Here is a 16,472-nt window from a genome sequence, read left to right on the forward strand (position 1 = left end):
CCGGCTCAGCCGAACAGCGCGGCGGCTTCTTCATAGCGGTGCAGGGGCACCGTGTGCAGCGACCCGAGCGCCTCCGCGAAGGGGACGCGGACGATCTCGGTCCCCTGCATGGCGACCATCTGACCCCAGGCGCCGTCGACGATGGCGTCGGCGGCGTGCAGGCCGAGACGCGTCGCGAGGACGCGGTCGAAGCCCGAGGGCGATCCGCCGCGCTGGATGTGACCGAGCACCGTCGAGCGGGTCTCGATGCCCGTGATGCGCTCGATCTCGGGCGCGAGGAGCTCGCCGATGCCGCCCAGGCGCGGCCGGTTGAACGCGTCGAGACCCTTGTCGCTGTAGGCCTCCTCCATGCCGGTGAGCTTGAAGCCCTCCGACACGACGACCAGCGGCGCGCGGCCACGGTCATGCGCTTTGGTGACCTGCTCGGCGACGTCGTCGATCGACATGGGCACTTCGGGGATGCAGATGACGTGCGCACCGGCGGCGATGCCCGAGTGCAGGGCGATCCAGCCGACGTGACGTCCCATGACCTCGGCGACCATGCAGCGCTGATGCGAGTCGCCCGTCGTCCGCAGCCGGTCCATGGCCTCGGTGGCGATGTTGACGGCCGTATCGAAGCCGAAGGAGTAGTCGGTGGCCTGGAGGTCGTTGTCGATCGTCTTCGGCACTCCGAGGACGTTGATGCCGTCCTTGTGCAGCCGGTCGGCCGCTGCGAGCGTGCCTTCACCGCCGATCGCGACGATGCCGTCGAGACGGTGGCCGTACATCGTCTTGGAGATGTTCTCGGCGCCGCCGCGCGGCCCCTCGTAGGGGTTCGTCCGGCTCGTGCCGAGGATCGTGCCGCCGACCTTCGACAGGCCCTTCACCTCGTGACGGGTCAGGGGGAAGAAGTCCCCGTCGACCACACCGCGCCACCCGTCGCGGATGCCCACGAACTCGATGTCGTAGGTCGTCGTGCCCTTCAGCACGATGCCCCGGATGACGGCGTTCAGTCCAGGACAGTCGCCGCCGCTCGTGAGGATACCGATCTTCATGGGTGGTCCTTAGGTGATTCGGGTTGATGCTGGGGGCGACGCTGCCTCCACGACACTAGCGTCGCGGCGGCATCCCCTGCCAGCGGAGCGGCGTCAGGCCGCGCCGAGGGCCTGCCGGAGCAGATGCATCAGCGCCGACAGCTGCACCGAGTCGCTCGAGGTCGGATCGACGGCCTCGCCGTCGAGCGCGCGCTGCGCGAGCCCCTGCTTGCTGTCGATGAGCTCGGCGATCTTCGTGTCGATCGTGTGCGCGGCGATGATGCGCCACGCGGTGACCGGCTCGTCCTGACCGATGCGGTGCACGCGGTCGATCGCCTGCGTCTGCTCGGCGGCCGTCCAGCTGAGCTCGGCGAGGACGACGTTCGACGCCGCCTGCAGGTTCAGCCCGACACCGGCCGCGGTCAGCGAACACACCGCGATCGCGACGTCCGGGTCGCCGTTGAAGGCGTCGATCGCCTGCTGGCGCACGGGCGTCGTCTGGTCGCCGCGGATCGAGACCGTGCGAAGGCCGGCCGACGCGAAGTGCGCCTCGGCGGCATCCATCACGTCGATGTGCTTGGCGAAGAACACGACCTTGCCGACCGAACGCTGCAGCTGCACGGCGTAGTCGGCGGCGAGCTGCGCCTTGGCCTGACCGATGCGGCGCACCATGGTGAAGACGTTCTCGGAGCCGCTGCCGGCGGCCTTCGCCTCTTCGAGTTCGCCGTGGGCGACCAGGCGCACGATGTCCTCGTCCGCCTCGCCCCGCAGCACGCGGTCGCCGCGTGCCTCGATGATGCGACGGTACTTCGCGGCGAGGCGCTCGCCCAGCTCGCGCTCGGCGGCGCGGATCGACCGGCCGTACTCGTCGTCGAGCTCGACGGGGAGGTCGGCGACGAGCTTGTCGGGCAGGTCGGCGGCCACGTCCTTCTTCTTGCGGCGGACGATGCCCATCGAGATCACGGCGGAACGCGCCTCGGGGTAGAACGCCTTATCGGCGGGGGTGAGGCCGGTCTCGTCGAGGCGCGCCATCAGCTCGGGTCCCGGCTTCTCGCCGTTGGTCCAGCCGAGGAAGCGCCAGATGGCGTCGAAGTCCTCGACGTCGTTGATGAGCGGCGTACCGGTGAGCGCCAGCAGGAGCGGATCGCGCACCTGCTCGCGGATCCGCGAAGCGAGCGCGAGCACGTTCCGGGAACGCTGCGAGGTCAGGTTCTTGATGAAGTGCGCCTCGTCGACGACCATGCCCTTCAGCCCGATGGAGCTGAGCCAGGCGAGGTGACGATCGAGGATCTCGTAGTTGACGATGAACACGTCGGCGAAGGCGTCCATCGTCTCGCCGTCGCCCTGGATGACGGTGGCGCGACGCTGCGGCGTCCACCGCTCGACCTCGCGGGCCCAGTTCATCTTCACGACGTTGGGGACGACGACTAGGAGCGGGAAGGCGTCGGCGACGGATGCCGCGAGCACCGACTGCGCCGTCTTGCCGAGACCCGGCTCGTCGGCGAGCAGGAAGCTGCGGTGCCCCGCGCGGACGGCTTCGAGGAACCGGGACTGGTGCGGCATGACCTCGAGGTTCTTGGGCGACAGCCGGTCGAACTCGGGAACCGGGGGCAGGTCCATCGAGGCGGCACCGCCGCCGGCGCCCGTCTCGAACGCCTTGTAGAGGGGGCCCATGAGCTCCCACCCGTCGAGGCGGCGGCGCGGTGTGGGACCGGCGACACGCATCGCGACGTCGGGCGCCAGGAACGGGTTCGACTCCTTGCGCGCCTCGACCTGCGGCGGCACGACCTGGCGGTCGGCGACACCCTCGGGGACCACGGGGGCCTGCGCGGGCTTCGCGTCGGTGATGATCAGCTCGTCCTCGGGCAGGTCGGCGCCCGACTCGATGAGCCAGTCGCGCCGCATGCGGCGGGCGACCGGCGACGTCGCCTGGTCGACCTCGAGCAGCTGGATGAGCGACGTGTCGCGGGCGGCGGTCTTGGCGAGGATCGTCGCGACGCCGTCGAGGCGCTTGAGCAGCTCGGCGCGGGCACCGTCGGCGATGTCGGTCGCCGCCTTGACGCGGGCGCGCTCCTCGCGGACGAGGAAGGCGATGACCTGGAACTTCACCCGGTTGGTCGGCCCCAGCTTCCCACGCTGCGCCTTGGCCTCGACCTCGCGCACCTTGCGGGCGAGGATCGGGATGAGGGGTGCCTCGTCGTCTCGACGCGACGATGATCCCCGACGACGCCGAGCGGCGGTCTTGGGGGCGGTGGCTGCCGTGGTCGGCATGCTCCTCCTGAGCGTGACACCGGCGGATGCCGGCGATCGCCGTCGATGGATGACGACGTTCTTACGGGACCGCGACGGTACGGCCGCGGTGAGAATGTGTTCCCCGGATCCCCCGGCTGCGGGCACTCGCTTCTGCGAGCTGCGGCGACGGAAGGTTCCTTCGCCCCCAGTCTAGCGCGTCCGGGGCCCGCGACACGTCGCGTCCTATCCGGGCGCGTACGCTTGGGTGTCATGCCCACCGAACGCGAACTCGCCGCCGCCATCGACCACGCGATCCTGAAGCCCGAGCTCACCCGGGCAGACGTCGACGCCGAGCTCCACATCGCGGCCGAGTGGGGCGTCTTCAGTGTCTGCGTGCGGCCGAGCGACATCCCGCACGCCGTCGAGCGTCTCGCGGGTACGGGCGTTGCGGTCGGCACCGTCATCGGCTTCCCGCACGGCACCACGTCGACGGCGGCGAAGGTCGCCGAGACCCGTCAGGCCCTCGCCGACGGCGCCGCGGAGGTCGACATGGTCGTCAACATCGCCGCCCTCCGTTCCGGGTTCGACGACGTCGTCGTCAGCGACATCCGGGCGGTCGTCGCGGCGGCCGACGGTCGCGTCACCAAGGTCATCCTCGAGACGGCGCTCCTGGACGACGAGCAGATCGAGCGCGGCAGCCGCCTCACCGAGGCCGGCGGCGCGCACTTCGTGAAGACCTCCACCGGGTTCGCCGGCGGCGGGGCGACGGTCCCCCACGTCGAGCTCATGCGTCGCACGGTCGGTGCGGGCGTCGAGGTGAAGGCCTCGGGCGGCGTCCGCAGCTACGCCGACGCCCTCGCCATGCTCGAGGCCGGTGCCACGCGGCTCGGCACGAGCGGCAGCGCCGTCATCCTCGGCGAGGCACGACGAGTGGATGCCGGGGCTTCGGCGACCGGCGCCGTCGACGACACCTCGTACTGAGCCTGCGGGCTCCGCGCGGAGGGTGCAGCCTCAGGACCGGAGCGCCCTGCGCACATCCGTGACGTCGGCATCCATCTGCGCGATCAGCTTCTCGATGCCCTCGAAGGCCACCATGCCGCGGACACGCGCGACGAACTGCACCTGAACGATGTGTCCGTAGAGATCGAGGCCCGTCTCGTCGAGGACGTAGGCCTCGACCTGCCGGACGGGGACGTCGTCGAACGTGGGGTTCGTGCCGATCGAGATCGCGGCGGGGTACCGGGTCGCGGGCGCGTAGCCACCGGCATCCGTCCCTTCATCGACCAGCCAGCCGGCGTAGACGCCGTCGGCGGGGATGAACCCCTCGGCGTCGGTGGCGAGATTCGCCGTCGGGTAACCGAGCTCCCGACCGCGCTTGAGTCCGTGGACCACCTCGGCTCGCACGGCGTGCGGGCGGGCCCAGCAACCGGGCGGCGTCCTCGACCTGGCCCCCGGCGAGCAGCTCGCGCACCCACGTCGACGACACGCGGCGACCGCCGCCCTGGACGTCGCCGACGATGTCGACGGTGAAGCCGTGGAATCGGCCGGAGTCCACGAGGAACTCCGGCGTGCCGGCTCCGCCGCGACCGAAGCGGAAGTCCGCACCGACCATGACCCGGACCGCTCCCAAGGCGTCCACGAGGATCCGCTCGACGAACGTCTCGGGGGCGAGAGCCGCGAGGGCCTCGTCGAAACGGAGCACGAGGACGGCGTCGACCCCGGCGTCACGGAGGAGGGCGATCTTCTGCTCGACGCTCACGAGCGACTCGGGGCAGATCTCGGGCCGCAGGAGGCTCAGGGGGTTGCGATCGAACGTGACCGCGACGACGCGAGCCCCAGCATCCGTCGCGGTCACACGCGCCCGGTCGATGACGGCGCGGTGACCGGAGTGGACGCCGTCGAACTTGCCGATCGCGACGACACTCGGACCGAACCCGTCGGGGATCTCGGCCGGGTCGCGGAAGACGATCATGCCGACACCGCCGTTTGGCGGCGCCGGCGGTGCGCGATGAGCCACCAGAGGCCGAGGAACGGCAGCACGAGCGGGATCAGCACGTATCCGATGCCGTAGCCGGACCACACCGTCGGGTGGTCGAAGAGCTCGGGATGGGTCAACGAGAGCGTGCCGACGACGAGGACGCCGACGAGCTCGAACACGATCGCCGCCCACGCGACGCGGTACCAGCGCTCCGATGCGCTGAAGATGAGAGCCAGGGTCGCGAGGATGTAGACGAGCGCCGACAGCGCCGACAGCGAGTAGGCGAGCGGCGCATCGTCGAACTCGCGGACGATCTGGACGAAGGAACGCCCCGTGGCTCCGAGCGCCATGATCGCGTAGACCACGACGAGGACCCGGCCGACACCGGTCATCCGACGAGGGGGCGGGGTGGATGCGGCCGACGAAGCGGTCGAGGTCGGCACGGTCTCAGGCATGGCACCTCAATCCTACGACCGGCGCGAGCTCAGCTCGCCGCTCACCCGGGTGAGCGGATCAGGCGACCTGGATGGTCCAGATCACGTTCATGCGCCACACCATGATCGCGATCGCGAACGCCGCGACGCCCATCACCACGGTGCTCCACCGGCTCCGCTCGATGAGGGCCCAGATCACGGCGGCCGGCGGGATCAGAACGGCAGACACGAGGTAGACCCAGAACTCGAGCAGGTCGCCCGACGGCGGGTTGCCGGCGAAGGGCGCGATGATCGAGATCACAACCTGCACGATGAGCAGCACGAGGATGAGCGCCTGCGTCCCGACCGACAGGTCGCTCGGTCGTCGACCCGCGAGACCCAGGACGGTGCACAGGAGCCCGGCCGCGCAGGCGACGGCGATGACGGCGACGGTGAACCAGGCGATCACGGCTGCTGCTCCTCGGGCATGTTCATGAGGCTCTTCACGTCGACCCCGCGGCGTCCGACGATGCCGACGAGGGCGCCGTCCGGCGCGATGGCGGCGGGCGTCTCCGCCTCGAGGCGCACCGCCGCACCCAGCAGACGCTTGCCGTGTCGCAGGTCTCGCGCCTCGTCGGCCGTGACGGGGAACGCGCCGAGAAGGGATGCCGCGACCTCGGCGGCATCCTTCAACGGCACCTCGGCGGTGAGTTCCGCGACGGCATCGGCGACGTCGAACGGGCCGACGCGCGTGCGGCGCAGGGCGGTCAGGTGGCCGCCGACGCCGAGGTCCGCGCCGAGGTCCCGCGCGAGCGCCCGGATGTAGGTGCCGCTCGAGCAGTCCACGATGACGTCGACGTCGATGACGCCGTCGCCGCGGCGGATCTCCCGCACCTCGAACCGGCTCACGACGACGTCTCGCGCCTTCAGCTCGACCTGCTCCCCCGCGCGCGCCAGGTCGTAGGCGCGGCGCCCGCCGACCTTGATCGCCGACACGGTGCTCGGCACCTGCGCCATGGGTCCGGTCAGGGACCGGATGCCGCGGCGGATCGCGTCGTCGGCGACACCACCGGCATCCGTCCGCGAGGTCTCGACGCCGTCGGCGTCGTCGGAGTCCGTCGTGACGCCGAGGCGAATCGTGGCCTCGTACGTCTTGTCGAGGCCGACCACGTAGGTGAGCAGGCGCGTGGAATGCCCGATCCCGAGGACGAGCAGGCCCGTGGCCATGGGGTCGAGGGTGCCGGCGTGGCCGATCTTGCGGGTGTTCAGCGCGCGACGGGCGCGGGCCACGATGTCGTGACTCGTGACGCCCCCGGGCTTGTCGACGAGGAGGATCCCGCCGCTCGCCTGACTCTGGTGCATGGCTTCCAGCCTAGGCTGGAGCGGTGCCCGACCTCGCCTCACCGCTGATCGCGTGGTACCGCGAGAACGCCCGGGACCTGCCGTGGCGACGCGAGGGGTTCGGCGCCTGGGGCACCCTCGTGAGCGAGTTCATGCTGCAGCAGACGCCCGTCGCCCGGGTGGTCCCCCGCCTCGAGGAGTGGCTCGCACGCTGGCCGACACCGGCCGACCTCGCCGCCGCTCCCCCGGCCGACGCGGTTCGCCTCTGGGCGAACCTCGGCTACCCGCGACGCGCCCTCTGGCTGCACCGCGCGGCGACGGAGATCCGCGACCGGCACCACGGGGTCGTCCCCCGCGACGTCGACGCCCTGCTCGCGCTCACCGGGATCGGCGACTACACCGCCCGAGCGGTGGCGGTGTTCGCGTTCGGCGACCGGCATCCCGTCGTCGACACGAACACGCGACGCGTCCTCGCGCGCGCCGTCGAGGGACGCTCGCAGCCGGGACCTCCGGCGAAGGCCGACCTCGCCGCGATGGCCGCGATACTCCCCGAGGACGACGAGGACGCCGCGGTCGTCAACGCGGCCGCGATGGAGCTCGGCGCCGTCGTCTGCACCGCACGGGCGCCGCGATGCGAGGCGTGCCCCCTGGCGGAGATGTGCGCCTGGCGCGCCGCCGGATACCCCGACACGGGCGACGACCGCAGAAAGCAGGCGCGCTACGAGGGCAGCGACCGGCAGGCGCGCGGCGCCGTCATGAAGGTGCTGCGGGATGCCGACGGTCACGTCGCGCCTGCCGCCGCCGTGATCGCCGAATGGCCCGACCCGCAGCAGCGGGACCGGGCCATCGACTCACTCATCACCGACGGCCTGGTCGAGGCCGCCGACGGGATGCTGCAGCTGCCGCGCTAGAGCGCGACAGGCGGGGACGTCAGTCCTCGTCGCCCTCTTCGCGGGGCTTCACGTACGGGTCCTCGTCACCGGCGTAGGTGCCGGATGCCGCGATCCCCGCGACCTGCGCGTCGCGCTCGCGCGCCTCGCGCAGGAGCTCCTCGATGTGTCCGGCGTTCTCGGGGAGCGCATCGAGGATGAACTCCAGGGTCGGCGTCAGACGCGTGCCGAGCTGACGCCCGACTTCGCTGCGCAGCATCCCCGTCGCCGCCTTGAGGGCAGCGGCCGAATCGGTGCGCGCGTCGTCGTCGCCGTAGACCGTGTAGAAGACGGACGCGTGCTGCAGGTCGCCCGTGACGCGGACGTCGGTGATCGTGACGAATCCGAGCCGCGGGTCGCGCAGCCCCTTCTCGAGGCGCTCCGCGATGAGCACGCGGATGCGGTCCGCCAGCCGTGCCTGCCGTTCTCCGGCCATGTCCTTCTCCTTCTCTACCCGGCCCGCGATACGGCGGGCCGGAAACTGCGGAGGACTCGGATGTCCGTCCGAGGCAATCGGGGTAGGGCCCCGCTCTTGCCGAGGACGGACATCCGAGTCCGTAGCAACCTGAGGATCAGCCGCGCGGCTTCTCCACCATTTCGGTCGTCTCGATCTCGTCACCGATCTGGATGTCGTTGTACTTGCCGAGACCGATACCGGCCTCGAAGTCCGTACGGACCTCGGTGACGTCGTCCTTGAAGCGGCGCAGCGACTCGATGGCCAGGCCGTCGGCGAGCACGACGCCGTCGCGGATGACCCGCGCCTTGGCGTTTCGCGTGATCGTTCCCGAACGGACGATGACACCGGCGATGTTGCCGAACTTCGAGGAGCGGAACACCTCGCGGATCTCGGCGACACCCGACTGGACCTCTTCGAACTCCGGCTTGAGCATGCCCTGGAGGGACTGCTCGACGTCGTCGATCGCGTTGTAGATGACCGAGTAGAACCGGACGTCCACACCCTCGCGGGCGGCACGCTCGCGGGCCTTCGTGTCGGGTCGGACGTTGAAGCCGATGACGATCGCGTTGTCGATCGTCGCCAGGTTGATGTCCGACTCGGTGACGGCACCCACACCGCGGTGGATGATGCGCAGCTGGACGCTGTCGTCGACCTCGATCTTGAGGAGCGATTCCTCGAGGGCCTCGACGGCACCCGAGACGTCACCCTTGATGATGAGGTTGAGCGACTCGACCTTGCCCTCTTCGAGAGCGCGGGTGAAGTCCTCGAGCGAGATGCGCTTGCGGGCCTTGGCCAGCTGGGCGTTGCGCTCGACCGCTTCGCGCTTCTCAGCGATCTGGCGGGCCATGCGGTCCTCTTCGGTGACGATGAAGACATCACCGGCGCGGGGCACGGAGTTCAGACCCTGCACCTGCACGGGGCGCGACGGGTAGGCCTCGTCCACGGCATCGCCGTTCTCGTCGATCATGGCGCGGACGCGGCCGTAGGCCGTGCCTGCGACGATCGCGTCACCGACGCGGAGCGTTCCGGACTGGATCAGCACCGTGGCGACCGAACCGCGACCCTTGTCGAGCTTCGCTTCGATCGCGACACCACGGGCCGCCTTGTTCGGGTTGGCCGTGAGGTCCAGACCCGCGTCGGCGGTGAGGAGGACGGCATCCAGCAGTTCCTGGATGTTGGTGCCCTGGCGAGCCGACACGTCGACGAACATGACGTCGCCGCCGTACTCCTCGGCGACCAGACCGTACTCGGTGAGCTGCTGACGGACCTTCGCGGGGTTCGCGTCGGGCTTGTCGACCTTGTTGACCGCGACCACGATCGGGACATTCGCCGCCTGAGCGTGGTTCAGCGCCTCGACCGTCTGCGGCATGATGCCGTCGTCGGCCGCGACCACGAGGATCGCGAGGTCGGTCACCTGCGCACCACGGGCACGCATGGCGGTGAACGCCTCGTGACCCGGGGTGTCGATGAAGGTGATCGCACGCTCGATGCCCTCGTGCTCGGTCCACACCTGGTAGGCACCGATGTGCTGGGTGATGCCACCCGCTTCACCGGCGACGACGTTGGTCTGACGGATCGCGTCGAGCAGTCGCGTCTTACCGTGGTCGACGTGGCCCATGACGGTGACCACGGGAGGACGGATCTCGAGGTCGTCCTCGCTCTCCGCCTCCAGCTCGGCCTCGAGGTCGAGACCGAAGCCCTCGAGGAGCTCTTTGTCCTCGTCCTCGGGAGACACCATCTGGATCTTGTAGCCGAGCTCCTCACCGAGGATCTCGAACGTCGCCTCATCCAGCGACTCGGTGGCCGTGGCCATCTCGCCGAGGTTGAAGAGGATCGTCACGAGGGTGCCGGGCTGGACGTTGTACCCGCGCAGGGCCTCGAGCTTGTCGGCGAAGTCCGAGATCGACGCACCGCGACGCAGGCGGATGATCTCGCCGTTGCCCTTGGAGACGTTGACGCCGCCGACGACCGGCGCCGACCGCATCTCGAATTCCTGCCGCTTCGCCCGACGCGACTTGCGCTGCTTGGACTTGCCGCCACCCTTACCGAAGGCACCTGCGGTACCACCACCGGGGCCACGACCGCGGCCACCGCCGCCACCGGGACGACCGGCGAAACCGCCGGCCGGAGCGCCCGGCCGCGCGGCGCCGAAGCCACCGGCGCCGCCGGGACGGCCGGGGCCGCCGGGACGCTGCTGGAAGGGTGCGCCGGGACGACCGCCACCGGGACGACCCGCACCGCCGGGACGCGGAGCGCCGGGGCGAGGGGCACCGGGACGCGGAGCCTGGGGACGCGGGATGTTGCCGGGGTTGGGCCGCTGACCCATGCCCTGAGCCGACGCGAACGGGTTGTTACCCGGACGGGGGCCGGCGGGACGCTGCCCCATGCCCTGCGAGCTGGCGAACGGGTTGTTGCCGGGGCGCGGCGCGCCACCGGGACGCGGCGGCTGAGCGCCGGGCTTGCCGGGCGTGGCCGCAGGTGCGGGAGCGCCGGGCTTCGGAGCGCCCGATTCGGGTGCGGCCGACGGCGCCGCTGCGGCGGGCTTCTCCGCTGCAGGCTGAGCGGGAGCCTCGGGGGCCGCCGGCTCAGGAGCCGGAGCGGGCTTGGGTGCCGACGGGCGGGGTCCGGGTGTTGCGCCGGATGCCGGTGCCTTGGCGGCGGGCTTCGCGGGCGCGGCGGCAGGTGCCTTCACGCCTTCCGCCTCGAGGGCGGCGCGGAGCTTGCGAGCCACGGGGGGCTCGATGGTGGACGAAGGGCTCTTGACGAATTCGCCGAGCTCCTTCAGCTTCGCGAGGGCGACTTTACTGTCGACGCCGAGCTCGGAAGCGATCTCGTGCACGCGTGGTTTTGCCACAATTCTCCTGTCTGGGGCCCGCCCCGGACAGGGCGGACCGTCATTCGCGGACGGGTCTCATTTCGAGCCGTTCACTTTGTGTCCATAGCCGTTCAGCCGTTTCGCTGGAGGGATTCTCTGGTGGTCCGCGCATCCAGTGCCGCTGTCTCCAGCGGAGTGGATGCCCGTAGTGCTCGTCCGAACGCGCGACGCTGGAGAGCTGTGCTCACGCAACGGTCGGTGTCATGCACCCACGCGCCCCGACCCGGGAGGACGGCCTTCTCGTCGATGACGAGGGCGCCGTCCCTGGCCACGATGCGGAGCAACGAGGACCGGGGGGCACGCGTGCGGCATCCCACACACGTTCGAACAGGTTCCATCCTACCGCGTCAGGACTCGTCGAGAATGCTGTCGGGTTGGATGTCGATCTTCGCGCCGGTCAATTTCGCCGCGAGCCGGGCGTTCTGACCTTCCTTGCCGATCGCGAGCGAGAGCTGGTAGTCGGGAACGAGTGCGCGAACCGCCTTCGTGGCCTGGTCGAGCACGAAGCTCGAGGTCACCTTGGCGGGCGACAGCGCGTTCGCCACGAACTTCGGCAGCGTCTCGTCGTAGTCGACGATGTCGATCTTCTCTCCGCCGAGCTCCTCGGTGACGGCGCGCACGCGGCGGCCGAGCTCACCGATGCAGGCGCCCTTCGCGTTGACCGCGGGGTCGTTCGCCTTGACGGCGATCTTCGTGCGGTGACCGGCTTCGCGGGCGAGCGAGACGATCTCGACGACGCCCGAGGCGATCTCGGGGACCTCGAGGGCGAACAGCTTGCGGACGAGACCGGGGTGGGTGCGCGACACGGTGATCTGCGGCCCCTTGAGACCCTTCGAGACCGAGGTGACGTAGACGCGCAGACGCGAACCGTGCGCGTAGTCCTCGCCGGGGACCTGCTCCTCGGGGGGCAGGATCGCCTCGATCGTGCCGAGGTCGACGTGCACCATGCGGGGGTTCGGTCCCTGCTGGACGACGCCGGCGACGATGTCGCCTTCCTTGCCCTTGAACTCGCCGAGCACGGCGTCGTCGGCGATGTCGCGGAGGCGCTGGCTGATGACCTGCTTCGCGGCGAACGCTGCGATGCGGCCGAAGTCGTCGGGTGTCGACTCCTCCTCGCCGATGACGGCGCCTTCTTCGTCGCGCAGCGGGATGTACACGGCGACGTGTCCGCTCTTGCGGTCGAGGTGGGCGCGCGCGCCCTCGGGGAGTTCACCGTCGGGGGACGTGTGCTTCGCGTAAGCCGTCAGGATGGCCTGCTCGATGATCCGGATCAGTTCCTCGAACGGGATCTCCCGTTCGCGTTCGACAGTCCGCAGCAGCCCCAGGTCGATGTCCATAGGTGCCTCCCTTTTTCAGTTGCTCAACACGGCGCCGCTCGCACCCGGTCTCCCGGCGCGTCGCGGCATCCCGTCAACGTTACCCGATCGAAGGGATCCCGACCTGAGAAGATCGAGGGATGACCGACGCCGTGGAGGACGCCGCGCGGAGGGTGCGCCGCTCCCCCATCGCACGCGGGATGGCCCGCGGCGGGTACGCCGCGAACGGCGTCGTGCACCTGCTCTTCGGAGTGATCGTCATCGTCATCTCCTTCGGCGGGCGCGGCGAATCGGACCAGGCGGGCGTCTTCCGCGCGATCCTCGACGCACCGCTCGGGCTCGCGCTCGTGTGGCTGCTCGCTCTGCTGCTCGGAGCGCTGGGCCTGTTCCAGGTGCTGCGGGCTTTCCTCGCGAAGGGGACGGATGCCGCGGCCTGGGGACGCCGGTCGTCGGCGGCCGGGCAGGCAGTCGTCTACCTCACCCTGGCGGCGATCGCCGTGACGGTCGCGCTCGGCGCTCGGCTCGACGGCGACCGCAGCGCGCAGGAGGTGACCCATTGGCTCCTCGAGACCCCCGGCGGCGTCTTCGTGGTCGCGGCGGCGGGGGTCGGACTCGCCGTCGGCGGCCTCGTGTTCGCCTCGATCGGGGTGCGCCGCTCCTTCGACAAGCAGGTCCGCGTCCCGCGCGGGGCTATGGGCACGGCGGTCACCGTGACGGGGGTCGTCGGCTACCTCGGCAAGGGCCTGTCCGTGGCGATCGTCGGGGTGCTGCTCATCGTCGCGGCCGTCAAGCAGGAGGCTGCCGCAGCGGGTGGGTTCGACGCCGCCATCGAGGCGCTCCTCGAGCAGCTGCTCGGTCCGCTCCTCGTGTTCCTCATCGGCTTCGGGCTCGTCGTCTACGCGGCCTTCAGCTTCCTCCGCGCTCGGTACGCGAAGCTCTGAGGCCAGCCCGTCACGACACGGCGTGCGGCTCGCTCGGCGGGGTCGCCGGCGGAGCGGAGGCCAACGCGTTGACGGCGCGGATGAGGTGGTGGAGCTCGCCGACGCGATGACGGTCGAAGTCCATGAGCAGCCTGGGCATGTCGAGTCGGTCCTCGTCCTGGCGCTCGCGTCGCAAGGGTGCCGTGCGCTCGATGCGACCCCCGGTGAGCAGATGCGAGAAGCGCCGCGAGAGCTCGGCGACCTCGGCATCGGTCGGCTCGGCGCACAGGCGCAGGACGAGTCGCGAACCGATCCAGCGCAGGGAGTCGTAGTTCCGCCAGAACCCGGTGATCTCCGACTCCGCCTCGGCGACCGAATCCGTGATGAGGACGCGATCCAGATCGTCGGGAGAGATGACGCCGGAGGGAATGAGCTGCTCCTGCGCGAACCGCTCCAGGCCTCGCCAGAACGTGCCGCCCGGGGCGTCGAGGAGCACGATCGGCGTCGGCTCCGCCTTTCCGGTCTGCTGCAGCGTGAGCAGTTCGAATAGCTCGTCGAGGGTGCCGAAGCCGCCCGGGACGGCCACGAACCCGCGGGATTCCTTGACGAGCATCAGCTTGCGCGTGAAGAAGTACTTCATCGCGACGACGCGGTCCGCCTCGGCGATCACGGCATTCGGCTTCTCCTCGAAGGGCAGCCGGATCGAGACGCCCAGGGACCGATCGGGTCCCGCGCCCTCGGCGGCGGCCTGCATGATGCCGGGCCCCGCCCCCGTCACGACCATCCAGCCGCGTTCGGCGAGAGCACGCGCGATGTCGGCCGCCGCGAGGTATAGGGGGTCGTGCGGCTGGGTGCGTGCGGACCCGAAGATGGTGACCTTCGGCGACGACCGGTACGGGGCGAACAGCGCGAACGCCGAGCGCATCTCCGACAGCGCAGCCGACGCGATCTTCAGGTCGAGGCGGTCCGTGTCGTCGACACCGAGTCCCACTCCCGTGATGAGGATGCGGGCGACGAGGTCGACGTCCTCCTCGACACCGGCATCGGACAGCAGGGTGCGGACGGCGTCGGTGACGTCACCGTCGAGGGAGGACGTGGAGCTCGGCGACATGTCACCAGGCTGTCACGATCCGGCATCCGACGGGTGAACGGCAGGGTTTCTGCCAGTAACGGATGCCGCCGCTCAGGCGGTCAGCGCCGCGACCGCCTCCGGGGCGGCGAGCGTCGTGCGCTCGCCCGACCGGCGGTCCCAGAGCTCGACCTGGCCCTCGGCGGCGCCACGACCGACGATGAGGATCTTCGGCACGCCGACGAGCTCGGCATCGCCGAACTTCACGCCGGGTGAGACCTTCGGCCGGTCGTCGAGGAGCACGTCGCGCCCGGCCGACTCGAGGTCGGCGGCGAGCTTCTCAGCGAGGTCGAAAGCCGCGGCATCCCGTCCCGTCGCGACGACGTGGACGTCGAACGGTGCGATCGACTCGGGCCAGACGAGCCCGCGGTCGTCGTTGTTGAGCTCGGCGAGGATCGCGAGGATGCGCGTCACGCCGATGCCGTACGAGCCCATCGTGACGGTGACGAGCTTGCCGTTCTCGTCGAGGACCTTGAGGCCGAGCTTCTCGGCGAAGAAGCGTCCCAGCTGGAAGACGTGGCCGATCTCCATGCCGCGGGCGAGCTCCACGGGGCCCGACCCGTCGGGCGCCGGGTCGCCGGCGCGGACGTTCGAGACGTCGACGACGCCGTCGGCCGTGAAGTCGCGACCGTAGACAACGGAGTGGGCGTGCTTCTCGTGCTCGTTCGCACCCGTGACCCAGGCGGTGCCCTCGACGACGCGGGGGTCGACGAGGTAGCGGATGCCGGTGGTCGATTCCTCACCCAGCACCGCGCCGCTCGCGGACCAAGGCCCGATGTAGCCTTTGACGAGACCGGGGTGCTTCGCGAAGTCCGCCTCGGTGGCGGCCTCGACCTCGGCAGGGGCGAAGGCGACCTCGACACGCTTGTCGTCGATGTCGCGGTCGCCCGGGAGTCCGACGACGACCAGTTCGCGCGTGCCGTCGAGGTGAGTCAGGGCGAGCACGACGTTCTTGAGGGTGTGCGCGGCGGTCCACTGCGTCGCACCGTCGGTCGCAGGGCCGGCGATGCCGGTTGCGGGAGCCTCGAGATGAGCGTTCGTGTGCGCGACGAGGGTCTCGATGGTCGGCGTGGCGGGCGAGTCGAAGACGACGGGCGCACCCTCGGGGATCGGCAGCGCGCCGGGGACGACGGTCGTGAAGGCCTCGACGTTGGCGGCGTACCCGCCGGCGGAGCGGACGAAGGTGTCCTCGCCGACCGCGATGGGGTGGAGGAACTCCTCGCTGCGCGCACCGCCCATGAGGCCGTTGTCGGCGGCGACGATGACGTACTCCATGTTCAGCCGCGTGAAGATGCGCTCGTAGGCGTCGCGTTGCGACTGGTACGACACATCCTGACCCGCGTCCGTGTAGTCGAACGAGTAGGCGTCCTTCATCGTGAACTCGCGGCCGCGCAGCAGGCCCGCGCGGGGGCGCGCCTCGTCCCGGTACTTGTCCTGGATCTGGTAGATCGTCAGCGGCAGGTCCTTGTACGACGAGTACAGGTCCTTCACGAGGAGGGTGAACATCTCCTCGTGGGTGGGTGCGAGCAGGTAGTCGGCGCCCTTGCGGTCCTGCAGGCGGAAGATGCCGTCGCCGTAGGAGGTCCAGCGCCCGGACTCCTCGTAGGGGTCGCGCGGCAGGAGGGCCGGGAAGTGCACCTCGAACGCGCCCGCGTTCGCCATCTCATCGCGGATGATCTGCTCGAGCTTCGCCTTCACGCGCAGGCCCAGCGGCAGCCAGGTGAAGATGCCGGGCGCGGCGCGGCGGATGTAGCCGGCGCGCACCAGCAGGCGGTGGCTGGTGACCTCGGCGTCGGCCGGGTCTTCGCGGAGCGTGCGGAGGAAGTATGTCGAGAGACGGGTGACCACGAGGGTCAAGTCTAGATGCGC

Annotated in this window: 14 protein-coding genes and 1 pseudogene; 3 read left to right on the plus strand and 12 right to left on the minus strand. The window is 70.3% G+C overall.

Translation table 11 applies throughout. The features are described from left to right. Positions 1-5: 5 nt before the first annotated feature. Both QE428_RS00655 and QE428_RS00660 read right to left on the minus strand, forming a co-directional pair. Complete coding sequence (locus QE428_RS00655) at positions 6-1,034, minus strand: 6-phosphofructokinase (RefSeq protein ID WP_091355422.1); 1,029 nt, start codon at positions 1,032-1,034, stop codon at positions 6-8. A 93-nt stretch (positions 1,035-1,127) separates the two neighbouring features. Next, positions 1,128-3,284, minus strand: coding sequence for a DEAD/DEAH box helicase (locus QE428_RS00660; protein ID WP_133400067.1), 2,157 nt, complete (start codon positions 3,282-3,284; stop codon positions 1,128-1,130). A 231-nt stretch (positions 3,285-3,515) separates the two neighbouring features. Between QE428_RS00660 and deoC the strand changes: the two genes are divergently transcribed. Next, a complete protein-coding gene (deoC, locus tag QE428_RS00665) occupies positions 3,516-4,226 on the plus strand; it encodes a deoxyribose-phosphate aldolase (protein ID WP_307461974.1) in 711 nt (236 codons plus the stop codon). Positions 4,227-4,256: 30 nt separating this feature from the next. Here deoC and QE428_RS00670 read toward each other — a convergent pair. From QE428_RS00670 to truB, 4 genes and pseudogenes are all read right to left on the minus strand, one after another. Then, positions 4,257-5,217: pseudogene (locus QE428_RS00670) on the minus strand (bifunctional riboflavin kinase/FAD synthetase). Next, on the minus strand, positions 5,214-5,678 hold the full coding sequence (locus QE428_RS00675; RefSeq protein ID WP_307461977.1) for a hypothetical protein: 465 nt from the start codon (positions 5,676-5,678) through the stop codon (positions 5,214-5,216). Before QE428_RS00675 ends, QE428_RS00670 begins: the two are co-directional and overlap by 4 nt. Positions 5,679-5,736: 58 nt before the next feature. Further along, the gene (locus QE428_RS00680) at positions 5,737-6,105 is read right to left on the minus strand and encodes a hypothetical protein (protein WP_307461982.1); all 369 of its coding nucleotides are present in this window, start codon (positions 6,103-6,105) and stop codon (positions 5,737-5,739) included. Continuing rightward, positions 6,102-6,998, minus strand: a complete 897-nt coding sequence (truB, locus tag QE428_RS00685) for a tRNA pseudouridine(55) synthase TruB (protein ID WP_307461985.1) — start codon at positions 6,996-6,998, stop codon at positions 6,102-6,104. The genes QE428_RS00680 and truB overlap by 4 nt, the downstream gene beginning before the upstream one ends. 23 nt (positions 6,999-7,021) lie before the next feature. Between truB and QE428_RS00690 the strand changes: the two genes are divergently transcribed. Next, positions 7,022-7,888, plus strand: a complete 867-nt coding sequence (locus QE428_RS00690) for an A/G-specific adenine glycosylase (RefSeq protein ID WP_307461988.1) — start codon at positions 7,022-7,024, stop codon at positions 7,886-7,888. A 19-nt stretch (positions 7,889-7,907) separates the two neighbouring features. On the opposite strand, the gene rbfA is transcribed toward QE428_RS00690, so the two are convergent. The 4 genes from rbfA to nusA form a co-directional block, all read right to left on the minus strand. After that, positions 7,908-8,342, minus strand: coding sequence for a 30S ribosome-binding factor RbfA (rbfA, locus tag QE428_RS00695; RefSeq protein ID WP_307461991.1), 435 nt, complete (start codon positions 8,340-8,342; stop codon positions 7,908-7,910). Positions 8,343-8,478: 136 nt separating this feature from the next. After that, positions 8,479-11,217 carry a translation initiation factor IF-2 gene (gene infB, locus QE428_RS00700; RefSeq protein WP_172824676.1) on the minus strand — a complete coding sequence of 913 codons (2,739 nt, stop codon included), beginning with the start codon at positions 11,215-11,217 and terminating at the stop codon, positions 8,479-8,481. Between the two features lie 92 nt (positions 11,218-11,309). Further along, positions 11,310-11,576: a YlxR family protein gene (locus QE428_RS00705; protein WP_307461997.1), complete on the minus strand. Its 267-nt coding sequence runs from the start codon at positions 11,574-11,576 to the stop codon at positions 11,310-11,312. Between the two features lie 9 nt (positions 11,577-11,585). After that, positions 11,586-12,575, minus strand: coding sequence for a transcription termination factor NusA (gene nusA, locus QE428_RS00710; protein WP_091355459.1), 990 nt, complete (start codon positions 12,573-12,575; stop codon positions 11,586-11,588). A 119-nt stretch (positions 12,576-12,694) separates the two neighbouring features. Between nusA and QE428_RS00715 the strand changes: the two genes are divergently transcribed. Then, positions 12,695-13,495, plus strand: coding sequence for a DUF1206 domain-containing protein (locus tag QE428_RS00715; RefSeq protein WP_307462001.1), 801 nt, complete (start codon positions 12,695-12,697; stop codon positions 13,493-13,495). Positions 13,496-13,505: 10 nt separating this feature from the next. Here the strand turns inward: QE428_RS00715 and QE428_RS00720 are convergent, their stop codons facing one another. Then, a complete protein-coding gene (locus tag QE428_RS00720) occupies positions 13,506-14,585 on the minus strand; it encodes a TIGR00730 family Rossman fold protein (protein WP_091355466.1) in 1,080 nt (359 codons plus the stop codon). Between the two features lie 72 nt (positions 14,586-14,657). Continuing rightward, entirely contained in the window at positions 14,658-16,451 is a 1,794-nt protein-coding gene (locus tag QE428_RS00725; protein WP_307462009.1) for a proline--tRNA ligase, read from the minus strand. Between the last annotated feature and the right edge of the window lie 21 nt (positions 16,452-16,472).

The sequence above is a fragment of the Microbacterium sp. SORGH_AS_0505 genome, assembly GCF_030818715.1.
In the GTDB taxonomy this organism is placed as follows: domain Bacteria; phylum Actinomycetota; class Actinomycetes; order Actinomycetales; family Microbacteriaceae; genus Microbacterium.